The sequence below is a fragment of the Gilliamella sp. B2923 genome (assembly GCF_026536565.1).
In the GTDB taxonomy this organism is placed as follows: Bacteria; Pseudomonadota; Gammaproteobacteria; order Enterobacterales; family Orbaceae; genus Gilliamella.
On sequence record NZ_JAFNNZ010000001.1, the window covers coordinates 56536 to 78097 of the forward strand.

The following is a 21562-nucleotide window of genomic DNA, read 5'->3' on the forward strand; positions in this document are numbered from 1 at the left end:
GATCAACTAAGTAGGTTAGTATGCAAAAAAAAATAAAATCTATTTTATTCGCAACATGTTTATCTATAACATCAATGGATGTTTTGGCGTTGATGTGTACTGATAATCCTTCACAAAATGTGGTTCTAGCAAACAACTATATTTTAAAAGTCGATGATTTTATCGATACTCCAGCTAAAGGCATTAAGCAAGAGACTCGAACTTTGCAATATAATAATGGATTAATGGCTAAACAAATCATTGATTATGATGAAAAGGGTTTATTCACTCAAAGCCAATATGACCTCTATTTAAAAAACAATCAGCTTGATTATACTGAAAGTTTACAAAAAAAGGATTTTGGTTGGCAAACTATTATCGAAAACCAATCTGATAAGACACATACGATTATCAATTTTAAAGTTGATGCACAAGGTAAAATTATTGAGTCTGAACAAATTAAAAAATCGGATGATTTTGTTTTTAGCCAAAATGATAGTTACCAATTTGATAATAATAACTGCTTAGTGAGAAAACAAATAACATGGAAAATTGAAGACGTTGAAATAAAACATAACAATAACGTGGACAGCCCAAAAGGCGATTCTACTTATACTTTTACTTATGAAAACCAACATCTAAGAGACGTTTCCTATAACAGTACCGGTAGAACAAGCCGTATGGATCACTATTCATATCTCTTTGATCATCTTCAGCGGTTAAAAGAAATAAAATTAAATACATCATCAGCTGACGCCAAATACGGTACTGTAATAACTGAATTTTCAGGGCTTAATGATAAAAATGATTGGCTCCACGCAACGGTAAGTCTTCAAAATGTAAACCAACTCACTACTGTCAGAACAATTACTTATTATTAATCATGTTTTAAAACAAGCGTTAACATAAAGTTAACGCTTTTGTCTTTATTATGCTTAAATGTGCGAACTATAATCGCACAAACAAAACGTAAATAGCATGTATTGTCCATGCTAAGGCTAAGAGGTAAGTTAATCCTTTTTCTCGTTTAGGGTAGATATTATATTGATGTAATAGCGTTAAAATCTGTTGTAATGCAAACCAAATTGGTAATGAAATGGTTAGAAATAGAAATATTTTACCCGCTTGAGTATTTGCCAATTTAAGAATATAGGAGCGTGTAATTGCATCACCAAATGGAATGATAAAGGCTAAAATGACCAGTACAATTGGTGAAAAAATCGCTGCCCAAGTACTACCTACAATATATAAACCTTTGATTACTTTACCTGTTTTTTGTTTTGAATGTTCTTTTTTTGTTGTCATTGATTTAATACCACTTTATTTTAAAACTAACCATAATAGGCTGGTCGATATCGCAATCATTATTAACCATAAGCCTAATGTTATTAGATAGATTTTAGCTTTGTTATGATGACTTGGCGAAAAAATAGCATTGGGTAACAAGTTAAACCAGCTTAAACAATGAAAGAGCATAACGAAAAGAGCAAGGCAATTTATTATAACGGCTAATGGGCTACGTAAAAAAAAGATAAAACGATAAAACTCGTCTTGTCCAAGGCCATTGGTATACATACAAATTACCCCATACATTAACACCATACTTACCCAAATCATTGAAAACGGCCTAAGTTTTATTAGAATCGAAATTAACAATGGTGGTTTTGTGTTTGATTGCAGTTCACCAAAATAAGTATCGCTACTTTGATTATTCAAATTTTGATTATTATTGGTTTGATTCATAAATTTCTCAATTGGTATTGGTTATGGCAATAGTTTTGCTTATTGAATTTATTTTAAATCTAATTATAGAGGTAAAGCATGTTTTTGTCGCTAATCTAAAGCAGTACATGATAGGGGTTTTAGTGATCTAAGGATTGGCATAATGTGCGTCAAGCGTTAACCATGGCATGGATGAGTATAATCAAATAATGTTAAGGCTGGTATGTGCTTTTTTGCTTTTTAATTGATGTTATCTTTTGCTGGATAAAAGTAATTACATTACTGGCTAAAATAATAGGGAAAAATAGCGTACAATATTGCGATATTCAACGTAGATTCATCATCAACAGTTTAGGAAATAAGTATGACAGGAAAATTTATTGTCATCGAAGGTCTTGAAGGTGCAGGTAAAACAACCGCAATTAGGACGGTAGCAACTATTTTAAATCAAAATAATATTTGTGATTTGCAGTTCACACGCGAGCCTGGCGGAACGCCAATTGCTGAAGCGCTGCGCAATATTATCAAAAATGGTTTAGATCATGAGCCATTAACGGATAAGGCTGAATTACTCATGTTATATGCTGCTCGAATCCAACTGATTGATAATGTAATTAAACCTGCACTGAAAGCCGGGCGGTGGGTGATTGGTGATCGGCACGATTTATCAACTCAAGCTTATCAAGGTGGTGGTCGTCAGTTAGATAAGGAATTTATTGAAACGTTAAAAACACAGGTGTTAGGTGATTTCAAACCTGATCTTACTTTATATTTAGATGTGGAGCCGCAAATTGGTTTAATGCGGGCAAGATCACGAGGTGAACTTGATCGTATTGAACAGCAATCTTTGCCATTTTTTGAGCGAATACGAGATCGCTACTTAGCGCTTGCACAGCAAGATAGTACCATTGCTGTTATCGATGCGACTAAATCGATTGATGATGTCACTATGCAAATTCAAACTATTTTAACTTCATGGTTAGCAACGCAGGTTATTACGCAATGATTTTCAATGATTATCCATGGTTAATATCGCCTTATCAGCAATTGGCTCAAGCGATTTTGCATAACCGTGCCCACCATGCTTTGCTCATCAATTATATTCAAGGAAGTGGCGAAGATGAACTTGTACAAATGTTGGCTAACCGTTTGTTGTGTCAAGCTTCATCGCAACTTAAACCCTGTTTAAAATGCCATAGTTGCCAACTGTTTTTATCGCATCATCACCCAGATTATTATGTTTTGACTAATGAGCAAGGTAAACAGTCAATTGGTATTGATCAAGTTCGTAGTATCACATCCAAAGTTTACGAAAAATCACAGCAAGGTGGTAATAAAGTGATTTGGGTTAAACACGCTGCTTTGATGACAGAAGCGGCGGCTAATGCTTTACTCAAAACATTAGAAGAGCCACCGCAAAACACTTATTTTATCTTGAGTGATGATCATAACAGTCACTTGTTACCGACCATATATAGTCGTTGTTTTTCCTACTTTTTACCGGTACCGGAATTAGATGATTCAGTTAAATGGTTAAAAAAGCAGCATTGTCAACATTATAGCGATAATGAGCTTGCCTCTGCGCTTTTATTGAGCGAAAATGCGCCGTTAACAGCCTTAGCTTTACTCGATCAAGAGAAGTGGCTACAACGGAAAGCGTTTTGTGAAAATTTATCAGCAGTCATTGCACAAAACGATTTTTGGCAATTAGCAAAAACTATTGATAACGAAGCTTTTTTAGAGAGAATTATCTGGTTTTGTGCCTTATTAAGTGATGCATTAAAAGCAAAACAAAAAGTAGGACGGTTTATTGTTAATCGTGATCAAGTTCCACTCGTCAGATTGTTAGCAACCAAAAGTCATCAAGAGATATCTGCACTCTATCAAATTTGGTTACAAGCAAGAAACCAGTTGTTGACAATAACCGGGCTAAATAAAGAATTAATAATCTACAATGTGTTGGCACAATCTGAACTTATTTGCAGTGGTGATAACAAATAATGCTGTGAAAAAGTTTCAGAAATAGACTATGTTTAAGTAAAAAGGAATAGCGGTGAGTTATTTATCTATTGAATTCGGGATATTGTTTGTCGCTTTTTTTGCCTTTTATTGGGCTTGCCGCTTATTACCTAAAGTACAAAATATGCTGCTATTGGTCTTTAGTTACGTTATTGTTGCTAGTTATAGTTGGCAATTTGCACTGATTTTATTTAGTTATACTTGTGTTATCTATCTATTCGCTTTGCTGATAAACGCCTCAAAACGCCATGCCAAATTTTGGTTAATATTGGGATTATGCGTATCGATTATTAATCTGGCGTTATTTAAATATTTTGATTTCTTTCGCTATGAACTACAAGCACTGTTAAATTTCCTTGATTTAACCGTATTATTACCGGTTATAACTGTCGTAATCCCTATCGGTATCTCGTTTTATACTTTTCATTCAATAAGCTATTTGGTATCAGTAAAACGTAAAGAGATTCCGATCGCTAAATTCTGGGATTTTGCCTTATTTTTATCTTTTTTCCCTAGTGTGATTGCCGGTCCGATTAATCGAGCTAAAGACTTTTTGCCGCAAATTGCGATTACTCATCCTCGTGAAATATTAGAGCCTTATCGAGCATTTACGTTGATCATGCTAGCGGTACTAAAAGTCTATTGTTTAGGTGGTTTAATAAGTGAACATTGGGTCAATCCTATATTTGCCAATCCGTTAGAATTTAGCTTCATTGATTTGTTAGTCGGGCTTTATGCTTATGCCGTGCAAATCTATCTCAATTTTTCGGGCTATACGGATCTAGTGACAGGCATTGCGTTGTTATTGGGCTTTCGCTTACCCATTAATTTTAATTTTCCTTATCTGGCGCTAAATTTGAGGGATTTTTGGGATCGCTGGCATATTAGTTTATCTCATTGGATTCGGGATTATATTTATATTCCACTAGGTGGCAGTCGTCGAGGTTTTAGTCGTACTCAAATTAATGTCATGTTAGCTATGTTATTATCAGGTTTATGGCATGGTGCCGGGATTAATTTTATCATTTGGGGTGGATGCCATGGGCTGGGTATTGTGGCGCTTAATATTGGGGACCGTTTATTTGGACGAAATTGGTTATCGCAGCGCTTACCGATAATAGCAAGGCTATTTACCTTTCATTATGTATGCTTCGCTTGGATATTTTTTAATTGTGAAAGTCTGCTTGATGCATCAGATTATTTGACAGCATTATCTCAAAATTTTTTGATTGAATCACATTATGTGGAACCATTTTTATGCTTCTGTATATTATTTTTAATCTATCCGATAGTTAAAGATATTCCCAATTGGTTTGCATGGAACATTAGCAATATCAATAAGTACTTTTTGCCTTTCGTGATTATTTATGTATTGTGGCTAATTATTTATTTTGCACCTTCTGGTGTACCAAACTTCATTTATGCTAACTTTTGAGTATGACGTTTAATTAATATGAAATGTAAAAAATTAATTTCAAAAAATGACCCGGAAGATGAGTTAAATATTTTACAGCAATGTCATGACTCGTTGGCAGACGACGTTTTTGTTCAAAATAAAAACACAAGCCAACTCGATTATGCTACTGCATATACCCAAAGAACATTGTCCGCTTGGTATGTTTTTGTATTGCTATTGGTGACTGCTATAGCATTAATAATCATTTATTATAAATCAGTGCTTATTTATTGGCAGCAAACATATCATTTTGATTTAGTCAATTCACAAAGCCTTGTTCAGGAAATCGATCCGGAAGAACTAAAACCGGAACAAGAATTACTGGGACAAGAGTTACTGGAACAGGAATTACGGCAACAAGAGTTGCGGGAACAAGAATTACGGGAACAAGAATTACGGGAACAAGAATTACGGGAAAAAGAATTACGGGAAAAGGAATTACAGCAACAAGCAGCACATAGACGAGAAAAATCAGAACAAATGATACAAAATGGGGTATCAGAAAAATCTAATATTCAAGGGGTTAACCAAAGTGACGGCAATCTATCAGCCATCCAGCAACCTGATGTCGATATCGGAACGGCTAAATCGTCTAAAATTGATTTATCGTCGCTCAATAAATCTCAATCTAATGCAAAATTGGGCAATACCCCTTTACAAGCAGTGAAAGTTGAAGAGGTCAATCAACCTAAAGATGAGTCATTATCAGGCTCGTCATTAAAGAATCAGAATCCTAATAAATTAGACCCGTTAGAGCAATTTTTTACTTTAGATGAGATTAAGCAACTCGATTCACCAAAAGTGCCAGTAACTCATTTGCACACTAGTGCTTTAAATAATGAGCCGTTACCCATTGTATTGACTGAAAATGATAAAGTATTTTTTGCTGGTGATTCATTAATGCAAGGGGTTGCACCATATGTTAAAAAAATGCTTTTTAAAGAATATAAAATAGAAAGCATTAATTTGAGTAAACAAAGTACAGGACTTTCTTACCCTAAGGCCTTTGATTGGCCCGAAACAATCAAAAATAATTTAGCTAACGATCCTTCTATCAAATTACTTGTGGTTTTTTTAGGTGCCAATGATTCTTGGGACTTTCCGGTTAAAGGTTACAGTAAATATGCTAAATTCAAATCTGAATTATGGGAAGAGCAATATCGTTTACGTATTGCCAGCATTCTCAATAGCGCCAGAGAGCATGATGTTCAAGTGCTCTGGCTTGCAGCACCTTGTATGAGTAAATCAAAATTAAATGATGGTATGGTTTACCTTAATACGTTATATATATCTGAACTTAAAAAAGCACAGCAACATTTTTTAACTACTAATAATTTATTGGGTTGTACCTATACAAATTACAATAGTTTTATTGAGTCTGAAAATAAAAAAATTAAAGTCAGGACTGATGACGGAATTCATTTTACTCCGACAGGCCAAAAAATTCTGGCCAAGGCAATTATGGATAAAATCACTTTCAAATTATTAGAGGATAACCATAGTGATTAGATTTTTTAAATTTATTATTACAGTTATTGCTGTCACTATCGCCGTTGGTTGTAGTGTGGCAGAAAGCAAGACTAGCACTGTATCGAGCGTTGTTGATTTTGGTGATCCTAATGCGAAAAAATTGTCGATGCGATTAAATTCATTAATAAAAAATAAGAAAAGCAATCAGGTCGTTAACATCACCCAAATCGGCGATTCACATACTGCTGCTGACTTTTTTACCGGTGAATTTAGAACGTTGATGCAAAAAAAATATGGAAATGCCGGTATTGGTTGGATACCGCCTGTTGCTATAAAAGGTCAAAATCATGTTGCAGTCAGTTGGAATACTAAAAATTGGGAAGTTTTAAATAGCCGTACTATGAGTAACCCTGATTTTCCAATCGGCGGTTTTATTGCCGTACCAACAAAAGATTCCGCAACGATTAAAATTACCCCAAAAACGGCAACCAATTCAGACTGGCAGGTTAAATTAACATTTAAAAAGACCAAAAATACGGACAATACGCTAAGTGTTTATGATGTGAATGATAAGAAAATCAATTTGACTGATTCACCAAAAATCAATGTGTGGCAAACTTCGTCAATAATTTCTAAACTGCCAATAGTCATTAAAGGCCAACATAATGTAGAATTGGCTGGAATGTGGTTAACTCGCAATAAACAATCCGGCGTTGTTGTTTCGGCGATAGCCTCGAATGGTGCCAAACAGACAATTTGGCAAAAATGGGGAGCAAGTTGGTTAAAACAATTAGCCTCTTCTAATAGTGATTTAGTCATCATTGAGTACGGCACTAATGAGAGTTTTGATGAAACATTAGATGCCGATGCTTATCGCCAAAACTTGATAAGCAGTATTCGCCAAATTCGCAAATCGCTTCCAGGCGCGGCAATCTTATTAATGTCTCCTCCGGACACCATGGTGAATGATAATGATTATCCAAAATCGTTTAAAACGGTCATGGATATTCAAAAACAGGTTGCTAAATCGGAAAAGACACTATTTTGGAATTGGCAACTCGCTATGGGCGGTGAAAATGCTGTTAAGAAGTGGCGCCAGCAGGGGCTTGCTCGTCCGGATTTAGTTCATCAAACCTTACAAGGGTATAAAAAGAGCGCCCAAATTTTTTATACTGATTTAAATGAATTTGTTAGAAAGAATAAGTAATTTAAGCTTAAGAAGGAAAATATAGGTTATGTCATCTCCAATTATCGTTGCGGTAGATTTTTCAGATGTTAAATCGGCATGGAATTTTATTGATCAAGTAGATCCAAAAGATTGTCGTCTTAAAATCGGTAAAGAGCTGTTTACTCATGCCGGTCCCGATTTTATCAGACAGATTAAACATAAAGGTTTTGATATTTTCTTAGATCTCAAATTTCATGATATTCCAAATACTGTTGCAAAAGCAGTTGCAGCAGCGGCTGATTTAGGCGTTTGGATGACTAATGTTCATGCTAGCGGTGGTTCAAGAATGATGACGGCAGCAAAAGATGCGCTTTATTCCTATGGTAAAGATGCGCCATTGTTAATCGCTGTAACGGTATTAACCAGTATGGAATCTGCCGATCTTCAAGAGATAGGGATTAATGTATCTCCATTAGAGCAAGCGACAAGATTAGCGTCTCTGGCTAAAAATTGTGGGCTTGATGGCGTTGTATGTTCAGCTAAAGAAGTGCAAAGTTTTAGGACTCGCTTGGGCAGTGATTTCAAACTCGTCACACCCGGTATCAGACCAGCAGGCTCTAATCCCGATGATCAACGCCGAATCATGACGCCACAGCGTGCGCAGGCTGCCGGTTCTGATTATTTAGTGATTGGACGCCCTATCACTCAAGCCGAAGAGCCAACTAAAGCATTACATGCTATTTTATCAACACTTGATTTAAGTAAGAGTTAAGTTAATTATGTCTGAAAATCCAATTGTTTATTCAACCGAGCAAGGTAGAGTTACCCCCAGTAAAGCAGCTCCGACTCGACCAAAAGGCGATGGTGTTATTCGAATTCAACGCCAAACCTCTGGTCGCAAAGGTAAAGGTGTGTGTGTCATATCAGGCTTTGATTTAGACGATAGCCAATTAATGCAATTGGCTGCTGAACTCAAAAAGCGTTGCGGATGCGGTGGATCGGTAAAGGAAGGCTCGATAGAAATTCAAGGCGATAAACGGGAATTATTAAAGACACTACTTGAAGATAAAGGATTTAAAGTGAAGTTAGCCGGGGGCTGATAAGATTTTATATTAAAAACTCCCACTATTTAATTTGAAAGTGGGAGTTAACTTGATCAAATTAGTTTGATCGGTAACTGCGCATTTTTTTGCTGATATCGCGGCGTTCTTTAGAAATTTCAGCATTTTTGATAATATAATCATCAACACGATCATCATAATCGCTTTTCATATTGGCAATAATCGCTTGAAGTTCGTCGTAAGTCATATCAGGTTTAATATAATCACTTAAGTTTTCAAGTAATAACACTCGTTTTTGGTTGTCACGTATTTTTTTCTCGTTATCGGAAATTTCACGTTTTAATTTATTTAAACGACGTGATAAACGAATGTATTCAAGTACATCTTGAAACGTAGGTGCGGCTGATTTTTCCTTGTCCATCTATAACCCCTTATTTCTAAAAAAATGGAAAAAATAATTTAAACTAATTATATACCAATAATTTTTTAAGGTCATATTAATTATATTTTATTATTTACCAAAGTGGGATTTTAAATTATTTATAAATCCTTATTATTTTAGTAAATTTAAAATATTTTTTTGCTTAAACGTATACTATTTCTGAAAGTTTTTGACAAAATGGGATAAAAACAAAAACAACTATTAAGAATTAGTACAAATTATTATACAATACGCTGATATTTATAAAGCGTACCAGAATGAGAGAATCATAATGAGCTGGATTGAAAAAATTCTAAGTAAAAATAACATATCGTCAGATCATAAGAAGGCGAATATTCCAGGTGGTGTTTGGACTAAATGTAGTAATTGTGAACAAATTATTTATCAAGCGGAATTAGACCGTAATTTAGAAGTATGCCCTAAATGTGATCACCATATGCATATACCTGCCCGTGTGCGGTTGTATCGATTTTTAGATGAAGGGTCTGATGTTGAAATCGGTTCTGAACTTTCACCAAAAGATATCTTAAAATTTAAAGATACTAAAAAATATAAAGATCGCTTAACTGCCGCTCAAAAAGAGACGCACGAAAAAGAAGCGATGGTCGTCATGAAAGGTACATTACACGGTATTCCGGTTGTTGTTGCTTGTTTTGAATTTGCTTTTATTGGCGGTTCAATGTCATCTGTTGTGGGGGCATTATTTACTCGAGCGGCTGAGCAAGCAATTGAAGATAAATGCCCGTTAATTTGTTTTTCCACCAGTGGTGGGGCAAGAATGCAAGAAGCGCTATTTTCTTTAATGCAAATGGCAAAAACCAGTGCTATTTTGGCCAAAATGCAAGATGAAGGGTTACCTTATATTTCAGTAATGACTGACCCTACCATGGGTGGGGTTTCAGCAAGCCTTGCTATGCTTGGCGATATCAATATTGCCGAGCCTAAAGCGTTAATCGGTTTTGCTGGCCCTCGAGTTATTCAACAAACTGTTCGTGAAACGTTACCAGAAGGCTTTCAACGCAGTGAGTTTTTGCTTGAAAAAGGCGCAATTGATATGATTATTCATCGCAAAGATATGCGACCGAAAATTGCTAGCTTACTGGCAAAATTAATGAAATTGCCTAATCCTTTTAACGATGTCAGCAATTACGAGACAGATTAATTGAGCATGCAACAACATAAAAAACCAGATGCCATGTCAGATCTTAAGACATGGCTTTGTTATTTAGAGCAATTGCATCCGGCAACGATTGAACTTGGACTTGAACGGGTTAAAACTGTCGCAAAGCGGCTTGAATTGTTGCAACCTGCTCCTTATGTATTTACCGTTGCCGGCACCAATGGCAAAGGTACGACCTGTCGCACGCTTGAAATGATGCTGCTAAACGCTAATTTAAAAGTTGGTGTTTATAGCTCACCGCATTTGTTGCGTTTTACTGAACGAGTTCGGATAAATAATCACGAGTCAAAAGATCAAGATACCATTAATGCATTTATTGAAATTGAAAAAGCACGTGGGGATATTTCGTTAACTTACTTTGAATATGGTACGTTAGCGGCACTTTATCAGTTTAAACAAGCTAAACTCGATGTTGCCATTTTAGAAGTTGGCCTTGGTGGTCGGCTTGATGCAACCAACATTGTTGATGCGAATGTGGCTGTTATCACCTCAATCGATATTGATCACACCGATTATTTAGGTGACAATCGTGAAAGTATCGGGCGTGAGAAAGCAGGGATCTTTAAATCAAATAGCATTGCTATTATTGGCGAGCCGGATATACCGGCATCAATTTTAGATGTTGCAAAATCAGTAAACTGTCCATATTATCGAGTAAATCAAGAGTGGCGTTACAAGCAGATCGATAAAAACTTGTGGCAATTTGACTCCCCAGTCAAACAATATCAACATCTCCCTATGCCCAACGTTCCTTTAGCAAACGCTGCAACAGCGGTGGCGGCATTAACTTATTCCTCTATCAACATTACTCAAGAAGCAATATCACAAGGTCTTGCTGATGCTAGTTTAACGGGGCGATTTCAGATTATTCAAAATTCACCACTTGTGATTGTAGATGTCGCCCACAATCCACATGCTGCAAGTTACTTAGCTAAACAGCTAGCAAATTTGAAAAAAGAGCGAGCAATAGCAGGTAAAGTACGGTTTGTTATTGGTATGCTTAAAGATAAAGATATCAAAAGTACTTTAGCGGTATTAAATGGCGATAATTGGTATTGTGCATCACTTTATGGTGAGCGAGGTTGTAAGGCTGAAGTATTGAAACAATATTTATTAAACAATCATGAGCACAATATTTTGACGTTTGATACCGTCATTGATGCTTATCAAAAGGCGGTGCAAGATGCACAAGAAGATGATATTATTGTTGTTTGTGGTTCATTTTATACTGTATCAGATGTTTTAGCTGAATTTGACTGTTAAGTGACTTTTATTATGACTAAAAATCAAAAAAACAATAACAGCAATCAAAATAAAATTAGAAATCAGCTTGTGGGTTTTGCAACATTACTGCTTATAATTGCAGCGGTTGCGCCGTTAATTATTACAGATAAATCGAATCAACACACTTCAACTATCCCAATATTACAGCCCGAAGTTGTCAATCAGCAGAATCAAGAAGTGACATTTACCGATAATAATGTGACTAATAATTATGATGTGTCATACACGCCGGATTCAGACCAAAATCTCAACTCAATACCGCCGTCTGATATTACCGATGATAATACCGATTCTTCTACAGCAACATCGACTACAACTTCGACTGAGCAAGAAGTTAAACCGTACATGATACAACTAACTGCGCTTAAAAATAGACAAAAAATTGAAGAGTTAGTTGCTTTATTAAGACTTAATAATTATAACGTAATAGTAATACCTAAAAATCCCGAACCAAATCAGTTGATTAAACTACAAGTGGGGCCTTATGCTAAAAAAGAACAAGCAGAGCAAGTCATTAGTAGCTTAAATAATTTAACAAAGTTAAAAGGTATTATTGTCCCTAATTAAAATTTTCTGATACCCATTATGGGTATTGACTGTAATTAAAATAAAAATTATTTAAATAAAATTGTGAGTTATTATGATGAATTGGGTTGATTTTACGATTATCGGTGTGATTGTTTTTTCCGCTTTGATTAGTATAGTGCGGGGCTTTGTTCGTGAAGCATTATCATTAATCAGTTGGGTTTTAGCGTTTTTTATTGCTAGCCGTTTTTATGTCTATATTACTGGCTATCTCACCTTTTTTGAAAGCGATATTATCCGTATTGCGGTGGCAATTGCTATTCTCTTTGTTGCGACATTAATTGTATGTGGGATTGTTTCTTATATCATCGCTCAATTAGTTCAAAAAACCGGACTGTCGGGAACTGATCGTGTGTTAGGTATCTGTTTTGGGGTTTTGCGTGGCATTTTAGTGGTAGCGGCAGTACTCTTTTTTGTCGATACCTTTACGCCTTTATCCCAATCACCATATTGGACTCAATCACAATTAATTCCACACTTCCATTTTATTATTCGGTGGTTTTTTGATTTTATCCAACAATCGTCTTCATTTTTAGTACAGTAAGTCTTAGGGAGCATCGTATGTGTGGTGTGGTAGGTATTGTAGGATGTAGCACTGTTAATCAATCAATTTATGATGCCCTGACGGTTTTACAACATCGGGGGCAAGATGCGGCCGGTATTGTGACTATCGATGAGCAAAATCGTTTTCGCCTGCGCAAAGCAAATGGTTTAGTTAAAGATGTGTTTCAAGAACATCATATGCAGCGTTTACAAGGCAAATTAGGTATTGGGCATATTCGTTATCCGACTGCTGGTAGCTCCAGTCCCTCTGAAGCCCAGCCATTTTATGTCAACTCCCCTTACGGCATTGCGCTGGCTCACAATGGTAATTTAACTAATACTGATCAACTGCGTGATAAAGTATTCGAACTTGCCAGACGTCATATCAATACCAATTCAGATTCAGAAGTTTTACTTAATGTTTTTGCCAGCGAGCTAGATAAGTTTCCCACTTATCCACTCAGTGCAGATAATATTTTCACAGCAATACATAATTTGCATAATATTATAAAAGGTGCTTATGCATGTGTTGCAATGATTATTGGACATGGTTTAGTCGCATTTCGTGATCCTTATGGCATCCGTCCATTAGTGATTGGTAAAAGGGTGGTTGAAAATCAAAAGGTTGAATATATGGTTGCATCGGAAAGTGTTGCACTCGATATTCTTGACTTTGAGTTTATGCGAGATGTCGAGCCCGGTGAGGCGATTTACATTACTCAAGATGGCCAACTTTACGCTCAACAATGTGCTGATAATCCTCAATACTATCCATGTATATTTGAATATGTCTATTTTGCCAGACCTGATTCATTAATGAATGGGGTATCGGTTTACCAATCTCGCATTTCAATGGGGCAAAAGCTGGGACAAAAAATTGCCAGAGAGTGGAAAGATATTGATATCGATGTTGTTATTCCTATTCCCGAAACTTCCTGTGATGCAGCTTTAGAAATCGCAAGAATATTAAATAAACCTTATCGGCAAGGATTTGTTAAAAATCGTTATATTGGTCGAACATTTATTATGCCGGGTCAAAGCGCCCGCAAACTATCGGTTAGAAGAAAACTCAATGCTAATCGTATTGAGTTTGAAGGTAAAAATGTTCTGTTAGTCGATGATTCCATTGTGCGGGGAACTACTTCGGAAAAAATTTTAGAAATGGTGCGTTCAGTGGGTGCCAAAAAAGTTTATTTAGCTTCCGCTGCGCCGGAAATCAGACATCCAAATGTTTATGGTATTGATATGCCAATAGCAAGTGAACTCATTGCCTATAATCGAACAGTTGATGAAATCGCTCATGACATTGGTGCTGATAAACTTATTTTTCAAGATCTCACTGATTTAATTGATGCAATTAGACAAGAAAACCCGAAAATTGAACATTTTGAGTGTTCAGTATTTGACGGTAAATATATTACGGAAGGAATTGATAGCCGTTATTTTTCTTCTTTAGAACAGCAAAGAAGTACAATCAAAAATTCGCCCACCTTTAAAGAGTCTGAAAATCTGGAAATTTATAACGAAGAACAATGATTTTAATTGTCTTGATATCGGACTGCAAACGTAGAAAAAAACTTGAAGTGTCAATTTCAAGTTTTTTTTTACCTAAATCACAATTAACATGACATTTTTTTCAATTTTTTCTCTTTTGATGTTATTGTTAATGTCATTATTTTCAATAAATTACTCAAAACTGTTACTTTTCTTGTTTTTTTCTGTTTTATAACATATTGATAATTAAAGATAAAAAATATCTTTACAAAAATGTTAAAAAAAACTAATAAAATATTTTGCTAAATGACTTTTTTGTAATAAAATTCCCGTAACTTTAATTACTTTTGTAAAGAAATTTAAAGAACAAAAAATAGTAATATTAAAAACAATAAACTATTTTGGTAATATTTTTAAAAATCACAATTAATAACGACGATGCGGTATCAGAATTAAAAGTTTTGTTTCATACGCTTGTCAGTGGAATATAAGGAATAATTAAGATGAGAAAGAATCTTAATTTTACAGTAGTATCAGCACTTGTTATTGCCGCGTTGGGTTGGCAATCAGTTGCTAATGCAGTGGATACCAAAGTGTCGTCAAATACTGTTGATAGTAATAAAGTGTTTGAATTGAAAAACGGCGTAAAAGCTCGTGAGATGATCAATAATGAACGGCGTAGCTTATATCAAATCGCACTTGTGAGTGGCATTTCTGTTTCTGAGTTGCGAGAAATGAATGCTGGTCGATTTGATAAAAAAGATGTTGTTGATGTTGGTGAACTTTTAGTTCTACCTGAAAACTCACAAGTTTTACCTGCACTTACTACAAACAGTAATAAAACAGATAAGTATGAAAATCTACCTAGTCTAGGTTCTGATGATAACTATGATCCTAAGCAAAATAAAGATGCGCTTGCAACTCAAATCGCTTCAACGTTACAAACGTTAGCATCACAAGATTGGAAATCAATTACTTCTGCAGAAAATGGTGGTTTATCAGGCCATTTAAGAAATAAAGGTAAACAATACGCCGAAGATTACATTCGTAATGGCGTTAAAAATCAAGTTGTCGATCCGGTACGCAATACTGTACAAGACTTCTTAGGTCGTTTTGGTAAAGCTCAATTACAATTTAACTTAAGTGATAAAGGCAGCTTCGATAACGTTAATCTTAAATTGTTTAGTCCTTGGTATGATACTGACAGTACATTAATCTTTACTCAGTTGTCATTTCAGGAATATGAACACAATCGACGTATAGGTAACTTTGGTATCGGTCAACGTTGGGATGTGGCAGATAATAAATGGTTACTTGGTTATAACGTATTTTTAGATCATGATTTCCAACGTTCGCACAACCGTTTAGGTATTGGTGCTGAAGCTTGGAGTGATTACATGAAGTTAGCGGTGAACTATTATCATCCACTATCTGATTGGAAAGATTCCAAAGATTTTGATGATTACTTAGAAAGAGCAGCGAAAGGTTATGATGTCCGTTTCCAGGGCTATTTACCTCAGTATCCACATTTAGGTGGTTCACTTATGTATGAAAAATACTTTGGTGATAAAGTTGCGCTATTTGGTAAAGATAATCTACAAAAGAATCCAAGTGCTTTAACTTTTGGTGTTGATTATACGCCAGTTCCTCTTATTACAATTAAAGCGGAACACAAGCATGGTCAAGATAGTAAAAAAGCTACTAATGCGCAGTTAACACTTGATTATCGTATTGGCGTACCACTGAAAGACCAACTTGATCCTGATATGGTTCAACTTGCACGCTCCTTAAAAGGTAGCCGTACGGATTTCGTAGATCGTAATAACTTCATTGTTCTTGAATATAAAGACAAGAAAATGACAGTTGATTTAGGGCTTGAAGCAGTTCAATTGATTGAAGGACACAGCTATGGTGTCACAATTGGTGCTCATAATGTTAAAGGCTTATCTAAATTAACATGGTCAGGCGATATGTTAGATATTGATGCCGGAGGCGGTTTCTTATGTTCTAATATAGGAATTTGTACAACTTCTACATGGGCAAATCCACCGGCTGAACTCAATAACTGGAAAATTATTGCCCCTAACTATTTAGATGACAATGGTGACCGTCATCCAGTTAGAACTAATGGTAGATATTCATTATCGGTAACGGTAACGGATAACCGTGGTAAAACAGCAACATCTAATTCAGTTTCGTTTGAAGTATTACCTAACCCTGAGCTTCGTAAAGTTGGTGTATGGGCGATAGATCAAACAGGTAATCCAACTTCACTAATTAATCAAGATGCTGATGGACATAATAGCGTAACGTTATTAGCTAGCTTAGTAAAACCTAAATCAGGTGCGACAAGAAGTTGGAGCTTAGCAGATGATTTTGACGGTTTCAGTGATGCTTTACTGATGCAGAAAATTGGTAAAACATTCCAGTCATCCGTTTTAAATTTATGGACAGCTACAAGTAACGGTAAGAAAGTAAACTTGATTGATGGTACTTCAGGCAATGTAAATTCTTGCCCGTCAAAAGAGCCTTGTATTATTGTTAAATCATTTGAACAAGTTAAGAAGGGCGGTAAGATTTCTGATAAAGCTTCGACTGCCGCAGGTGCTGAAGCATTAGGTGATACTTACACCATTGACGTTGCATCCAATTTTGTTGGCGTCGTAGATTTTACAGTTGCATTGGATCAATATGGTACATCATTTAATAAAGCGTCTGTAGACTTTGCTGGTGGCCAAGCTGGTTTAATTAAAGTTTATCGTAGTGACGGCGTATTAGTTGCGAGCACCGTTGGTAATACCCTTCAATTTGAACCAAGTGGTCCAAACGAATGGAAAGTTGGCAATGAATACTATGTCAAAGCTTATAGTGTAGATGGTACAACTGAAATCACTGATCCTTTTGTAGTGTGGTCTTTGGTTGATGATAATAGTTCCGCTTGTCCGGGGAATGCAACAACAGCTGCACTACCAAACGCAATTGATAATCCTACCGGTCCATGGTTTAACGTAGGTATGGGGATAAATGCTCACTATACAATTAGAAGCCTTAACATGAATAGTTATGCTTCATCCGGAACAAGTATTAGTGCAGTTAATGGGGCGCCATCATATATAGATTGGACTCCAATTAATACCTCGCTACCGGCATGTGCTGGCGACCAAGGGTTTAAATTGCAAGTTAGCGTTAATTAATAATAAGTTTCGGTTACCTGGTACATCAAATACTTAGGTAACCTAATAGGGAACACCCGAAAATGGTGTATTTATATAAATACAACATGTTAATTTAAAGAAAAATAGGAAGTTAAACATGAAAAATCTAACAATTAAAAAAGTGGCATTAGGCTTATTTATCGCTGGTTTTACAGCAAGTAGTGCTTATGCCGTAGATGGTACTGCATCAACCCCAATCCAAGGTAATAAGCCTGTAATGTTTTCTAAAAACGTTAATGTTGAACATACCATGACCCTTACTGTAACTACTGACCAAGCTGGTAATAACCTTGTTGGTGATACTAATGGCGTTAAAAATAAAGTTAAAGTGGGCGACTGGATTCATCTTAAATATGATTTAAGAGATGCCGATGGTGATACAGATAGCACTCAAGTTGTAAAAGATACACTTGAAGTTTATATCAAAAAAGATAGAACTAGCGCTACTTGGGATAAAGTTAATAATGTAACTTTTACTGCCACCAATACTGATGAAGAAGGTATAATTTCTTTCCAAATTACTAATGACTTTGCCGGTGCTGAAGTAGTTGGTTACCGACTTCAAGAAAAAACTACCTATGGTTTACCAGCTGAAAACGAATGGTTATATGTAAACGATATTTGGGCCAATACAGTTCCTGATCACCAAGGTAATAAAGTAGAGTTAGACACTGTTACCGGTGGTCCATTCGGTCCGGGTGATACTAACGGCGGTAACGGTACAGGTCCTATCGAAGGCAATGATACTAAGTTAGGTATCTTTAAAACCGATGGTAATGGTACTATAGATAGAAGTGTTAACTATACCGCTGCTGGAGCTCCAGCACCTAAATACGGCGAAACATTTGCTGCTATAATATGGAACGATGATAATAGTGACGGCTTACCAAATAATGGCGAATCAGAAAAAACAGCTAACTATACTATAACATGGACATTAAGCGGTTCTTATGAAAATGTAAATGCAGATGGTAATTCACTAACTACTGGTTTATCAGGAACTAATAACGATACAATCTTATTGGGTGATCCTGCTGGTGGTAAGAACAACACCATTTATACAACATCAACTAATGGTTATAAAGCTGGTGCACAAGGATTCAATCTTAAAGCTACTGGTTTATAATTTTAAATCATGTTGTGAAATTAAAAACCACTCGAAAGAGTGGTTTTTTTTATGATTATATTTTTTTATAAGCATTAGTGTTAAGGTATCTTGTTTAACATAAATAATAAACGTTTTATCATTTTAACCCTTAAACCTATGTTTGATCATAAATTTTACATTTGTTATTTCAGCCTGATTATTCAACGTAAACTCACCCTTTTTATTGCTCATCTTATGTTATAAAATAGTGAAAATTTAACTTAATTCAATCAATGATGAAAATTTCTTGGCAGGATCTTGAACCTGAAACTCTAAATAATCTTATACAATACTTTGTGTTACGTGAAGGGACTGATTATGGGTTAGAAGAAAAATCCCTACAAGATAAAGTTAATGATGTTAAGCAACAGTTGGTAGATGGCAGAGCGGCAATTTTTTGGTCTGAACTTCATCAAACAATTGATATCAAACTTGTCAGATAACGACTTAAAATGATTGTATATTATTATATAATTTATTGTGTAACTTTGTTATAGTGTGCAAGAAGTCAGTAAAATGGAGAGGATGGCATAATGATTGGTAAACAGCAAACGGATACGACATTAGAATGGTTTTTATCTCATTGCCATATTCATAAATATCCTGCTAAAAGCACCCTCATTCATCAAGGAGAAAAAGCCGAAACTCTCTATTATATTTTAAAAGGATCTGTCGCTGTATTAATTAAAGATGATGACGGCAATGAAATGATTTTGTCTTATTTAAACCAAAATCAATTTCTTGGTGAACTTGGTCTCTTTGAAGAAGGAACTGAGCGAACAGCTTGGGTGAAAGCAAAAACCAGCTGTGAGGTTGCCGAAATTTCATACAAAAAGTTTAAACAACTTGTTCAAGTCAATCCCGATATCCTTATGCGTTTAGCCAGTCAAATGGCCAGCCGATTGCAGGTGACTTCTGAAAAAGTAAGTAACTTAGCTTTTTTAGATGTTGCTGGACGCATAGCACAGACTTTATTAAACTTAGCTAAGCAACCGGATGCAATGACACATCCCGATGGAATGCAGATTAAGATCACCCGTCAGGAAATTGGGCAAATTGTTGGTTGTTCCCGTGAAACCGTTGGGCGAATATTGAAAATGCTGGAAGATCAGCACTTAATATCTGCCCATGGCAAAACAATTGTCGTTTATGGTACCCGTTAGTCGAATCGACATTAATAAAACATAATTTGAACAATGAATGATATATTACGAGATATTACATGACAAAAGAACGATGTATTCCAAGTCATGTGGCTATAATTATGGATGGTAATGGTCGCTGGGCTCAACAACGTAATCAATTACGAACTATTGGTCATCGAGCAGGCTTAAAAGCAGTGCGAAAAATTGTTATGTATGCGGCAAGTATCAATATAAAAGTACTGACTTTGTATGCTTTTAGCAGTGAAAATTGGAAACGCCCGGAAAAAGAAGTTTCGGCGTTACTTGCGCTTTTTATCTATGCTTTAAATCGAGAAATCAAAAAACTCAACAGTCATAATGTGCGGTTGAATATCATTGGTGATATCTCACGTTTTAATGATGAGCTACAAAATATGATTATTAAAGCTCAGCAGTTAACCAAAGATAACTCCGGTTTGGTACTTAATATCGCAGCTAACTATGGCGGCCGGTGGGATATACTGCAATCAGCTAAAAAAATGGCAACGCAAGTGGTAGAAGGTAAAATCAGTGTCGATGATATTACAGAAGATCATTTTAATTCTGCTATGAGCATGAGTGAGTTTCCTGATGTCGATTTAGTTATACGTACCGGTGGCGAATATCGAATAAGTAATTTCTTATTATGGCAGATTGCGTATTCTGAATTCTATTTTACAGACGTATTATGGCCTGACTTTACTCAGAGCTTATTTGATGAGGCGATCAACAAATTTAACAATAGAGAACGGCGTTTTGGTGGCGTTCGTAATGAGGATCATACATGCTAATTCACCGTATTTTAGCGGCACTTGTGCTTATCCCACTTGTAATCATTATTTTATTTTTTGCACCACTATCGGTATTTTCCTGCATAATCATTTTGGTTTGTGGGCTTGCAGCATGGGAGTGGACTCAATTTCTGCATATTGATCAAAAACAATCAAAGTTAATCTTTACGTTAATTGCTATTGTTTTGCTCAGTGTACTTTATTTTATTCCTGACTCATTAACATTTAAAGCGAGTCTATATAAAGTGATATTGTATTTATCGATTATTTGGTGGCTAGTTGCATTATGCCTGGTTGCTACATATCCTAAAAGTACCCAATATTGGTCTGGTTGTAATGTCATAAAGTTATTATTTACGCTTTTCACTTTAGTTCCGTTTTTTATAGGCATGATTCAATTACGATCGATTAATTATGTTTTTAACTCTTATCATGGGGCTATTTGGTTGCTGTATGTATTTGTGCTAGTATGGGCAACTGATACTGGTGCTTATTTTGCAGGTCGTACTTTTGGTAAACGAAAATTAGCAGCAAAAGTATCACCCGGAAAAACTATCGAAGGCTTCATTGGTGGCGTAGTTTTGTCCACAATAATTTGTGTTATAGCTTACTTTTCATTTTTCTTTAAAATTTCATTCAGTTTATTTTTGATTAGTTCTTTATGCGCCATTCTAGTCTCCGTTTTGGGTGACTTAACTGAAAGCATGTTTAAAAGAGAAGCGGGAATAAAAGATAGTGGGCACCTTATACCTGGCCATGGTGGAATTTTAGACCGTATAGATAGTTTAACCGCTGCCGTTCCTGTATTTGCTACTTTATCTTTGTATCTATTATAAAGGGTTA

Annotated in this window: 22 protein-coding genes; 19 read left to right on the forward strand and 3 right to left on the reverse strand. The window is 35.6% G+C overall.

Annotation, left to right across the window (positions count from 1 at the left end; all coding sequences use genetic code 11):
* The first annotated feature begins 20 nt into the window (after positions 1-20).
* A complete protein-coding gene (locus J3U42_RS00235) occupies positions 21-860 on the forward strand; it encodes a hypothetical protein (RefSeq protein WP_267334933.1) in 840 nt (279 codons plus the stop codon).
* Positions 861-927: 67 nt separating this feature from the next.
* Here the strand turns inward: J3U42_RS00235 and frdD are convergent, their stop codons facing one another.
* Both frdD and J3U42_RS00245 read right to left on the reverse strand, forming a co-directional pair.
* Complete coding sequence (frdD, locus tag J3U42_RS00240) at positions 928-1284, reverse strand: fumarate reductase subunit FrdD (protein ID WP_220218116.1); 357 nt, start codon at positions 1282-1284, stop codon at positions 928-930.
* Between the two features lie 15 nt (positions 1285-1299).
* Entirely contained in the window at positions 1300-1722 is a 423-nt protein-coding gene (locus J3U42_RS00245; RefSeq protein ID WP_267334935.1) for a hypothetical protein, read from the reverse strand.
* Positions 1723-2065: 343 nt separating this feature from the next.
* Between J3U42_RS00245 and tmk the strand changes: the two genes are divergently transcribed.
* From tmk to yciH, 7 genes are read left to right on the forward strand one after another with little or no spacing between them, the layout of a single operon-like run.
* Positions 2066-2707, forward strand: a complete 642-nt coding sequence (gene tmk, locus J3U42_RS00250) for a dTMP kinase (protein ID WP_267334937.1) — start codon at positions 2066-2068, stop codon at positions 2705-2707.
* A complete protein-coding gene (gene holB, locus J3U42_RS00255) occupies positions 2704-3702 on the forward strand; it encodes a DNA polymerase III subunit delta' (RefSeq protein WP_267334939.1) in 999 nt (332 codons plus the stop codon). The genes tmk and holB overlap by 4 nt, the downstream gene beginning before the upstream one ends.
* Positions 3703-3754: 52 nt before the next feature.
* On the forward strand, positions 3755-5155 hold the full coding sequence (locus tag J3U42_RS00260; protein WP_267329883.1) for an MBOAT family O-acyltransferase: 1401 nt from the start codon (positions 3755-3757) through the stop codon (positions 5153-5155).
* A gap of 18 nt (positions 5156-5173) precedes the next feature.
* Positions 5174-6685: a GDSL-type esterase/lipase family protein gene (locus J3U42_RS00265; protein ID WP_267334941.1), complete on the forward strand. Its 1512-nt coding sequence runs from the start codon at positions 5174-5176 to the stop codon at positions 6683-6685.
* Complete coding sequence (locus J3U42_RS00270) at positions 6678-7853, forward strand: SGNH/GDSL hydrolase family protein (RefSeq protein ID WP_267334943.1); 1176 nt, start codon at positions 6678-6680, stop codon at positions 7851-7853. The genes J3U42_RS00265 and J3U42_RS00270 overlap by 8 nt, the downstream gene beginning before the upstream one ends.
* Before the next feature lie 28 nt (positions 7854-7881).
* Positions 7882-8586: an orotidine-5'-phosphate decarboxylase gene (pyrF, locus tag J3U42_RS00275; protein WP_267334945.1), complete on the forward strand. Its 705-nt coding sequence runs from the start codon at positions 7882-7884 to the stop codon at positions 8584-8586.
* A 7-nt stretch (positions 8587-8593) separates the two neighbouring features.
* Positions 8594-8914: a stress response translation initiation inhibitor YciH gene (yciH, locus tag J3U42_RS00280; protein ID WP_220218108.1), complete on the forward strand. Its 321-nt coding sequence runs from the start codon at positions 8594-8596 to the stop codon at positions 8912-8914.
* 61 nt (positions 8915-8975) lie between these two features.
* Here yciH and tmaR read toward each other — a convergent pair whose 3' ends face one another.
* On the reverse strand, positions 8976-9296 hold the full coding sequence (gene tmaR, locus J3U42_RS00285; protein WP_220218107.1) for a PTS system regulator TmaR: 321 nt from the start codon (positions 9294-9296) through the stop codon (positions 8976-8978).
* 292 nt (positions 9297-9588) lie between these two features.
* On the opposite strand from tmaR, the gene accD reads away from it, so the two are divergent.
* From accD to J3U42_RS00340, 11 genes are all read left to right on the forward strand, one after another.
* Positions 9589-10479 (forward strand): acetyl-CoA carboxylase, carboxyltransferase subunit beta, encoded by an 891-nt coding sequence (accD, locus tag J3U42_RS00290; protein ID WP_220218106.1) that lies wholly within the window; start codon positions 9589-9591, stop codon positions 10477-10479.
* A 6-nt stretch (positions 10480-10485) separates the two neighbouring features.
* The gene (gene folC / locus J3U42_RS00295) at positions 10486-11760 is read left to right on the forward strand and encodes a bifunctional tetrahydrofolate synthase/dihydrofolate synthase (RefSeq protein WP_267329888.1); all 1275 of its coding nucleotides are present in this window, start codon (positions 10486-10488) and stop codon (positions 11758-11760) included.
* 12 nt (positions 11761-11772) lie between these two features.
* Complete coding sequence (locus J3U42_RS00300; RefSeq protein WP_220218104.1) at positions 11773-12348, forward strand: SPOR domain-containing protein; 576 nt, start codon at positions 11773-11775, stop codon at positions 12346-12348.
* 76 nt (positions 12349-12424) lie between these two features.
* A complete protein-coding gene (locus J3U42_RS00305; protein WP_366518669.1) occupies positions 12425-12910 on the forward strand; it encodes a CvpA family protein in 486 nt (161 codons plus the stop codon).
* 17 nt (positions 12911-12927) lie between these two features.
* A complete protein-coding gene (gene purF / locus J3U42_RS00310; protein ID WP_220218102.1) occupies positions 12928-14445 on the forward strand; it encodes an amidophosphoribosyltransferase in 1518 nt (505 codons plus the stop codon).
* A 461-nt stretch (positions 14446-14906) separates the two neighbouring features.
* The gene (locus tag J3U42_RS00315) at positions 14907-17597 is read left to right on the forward strand and encodes an inverse autotransporter beta domain-containing protein (protein WP_267334948.1); all 2691 of its coding nucleotides are present in this window, start codon (positions 14907-14909) and stop codon (positions 17595-17597) included.
* A 118-nt stretch (positions 17598-17715) separates the two neighbouring features.
* A complete protein-coding gene (locus J3U42_RS00320; RefSeq protein WP_267334950.1) occupies positions 17716-18744 on the forward strand; it encodes a hypothetical protein in 1029 nt (342 codons plus the stop codon).
* Between the two features lie 257 nt (positions 18745-19001).
* Entirely contained in the window at positions 19002-19208 is a 207-nt protein-coding gene (locus J3U42_RS00325) for a YheU family protein (protein ID WP_220219657.1), read from the forward strand.
* Positions 19209-19295: 87 nt separating this feature from the next.
* Positions 19296-19928 carry a cAMP-activated global transcriptional regulator CRP gene (gene crp, locus J3U42_RS00330; RefSeq protein WP_220219656.1) on the forward strand — a complete coding sequence of 211 codons (633 nt, stop codon included), beginning with the start codon at positions 19296-19298 and terminating at the stop codon, positions 19926-19928.
* A 59-nt stretch (positions 19929-19987) separates the two neighbouring features.
* Complete coding sequence (locus J3U42_RS00335) at positions 19988-20719, forward strand: isoprenyl transferase (protein WP_267334952.1); 732 nt, start codon at positions 19988-19990, stop codon at positions 20717-20719.
* A complete protein-coding gene (locus J3U42_RS00340; RefSeq protein WP_267334954.1) occupies positions 20713-21555 on the forward strand; it encodes a phosphatidate cytidylyltransferase in 843 nt (280 codons plus the stop codon). The genes J3U42_RS00335 and J3U42_RS00340 overlap by 7 nt, the downstream gene beginning before the upstream one ends.
* The last annotated feature ends 7 nt before the right edge of the window (positions 21556-21562 follow it).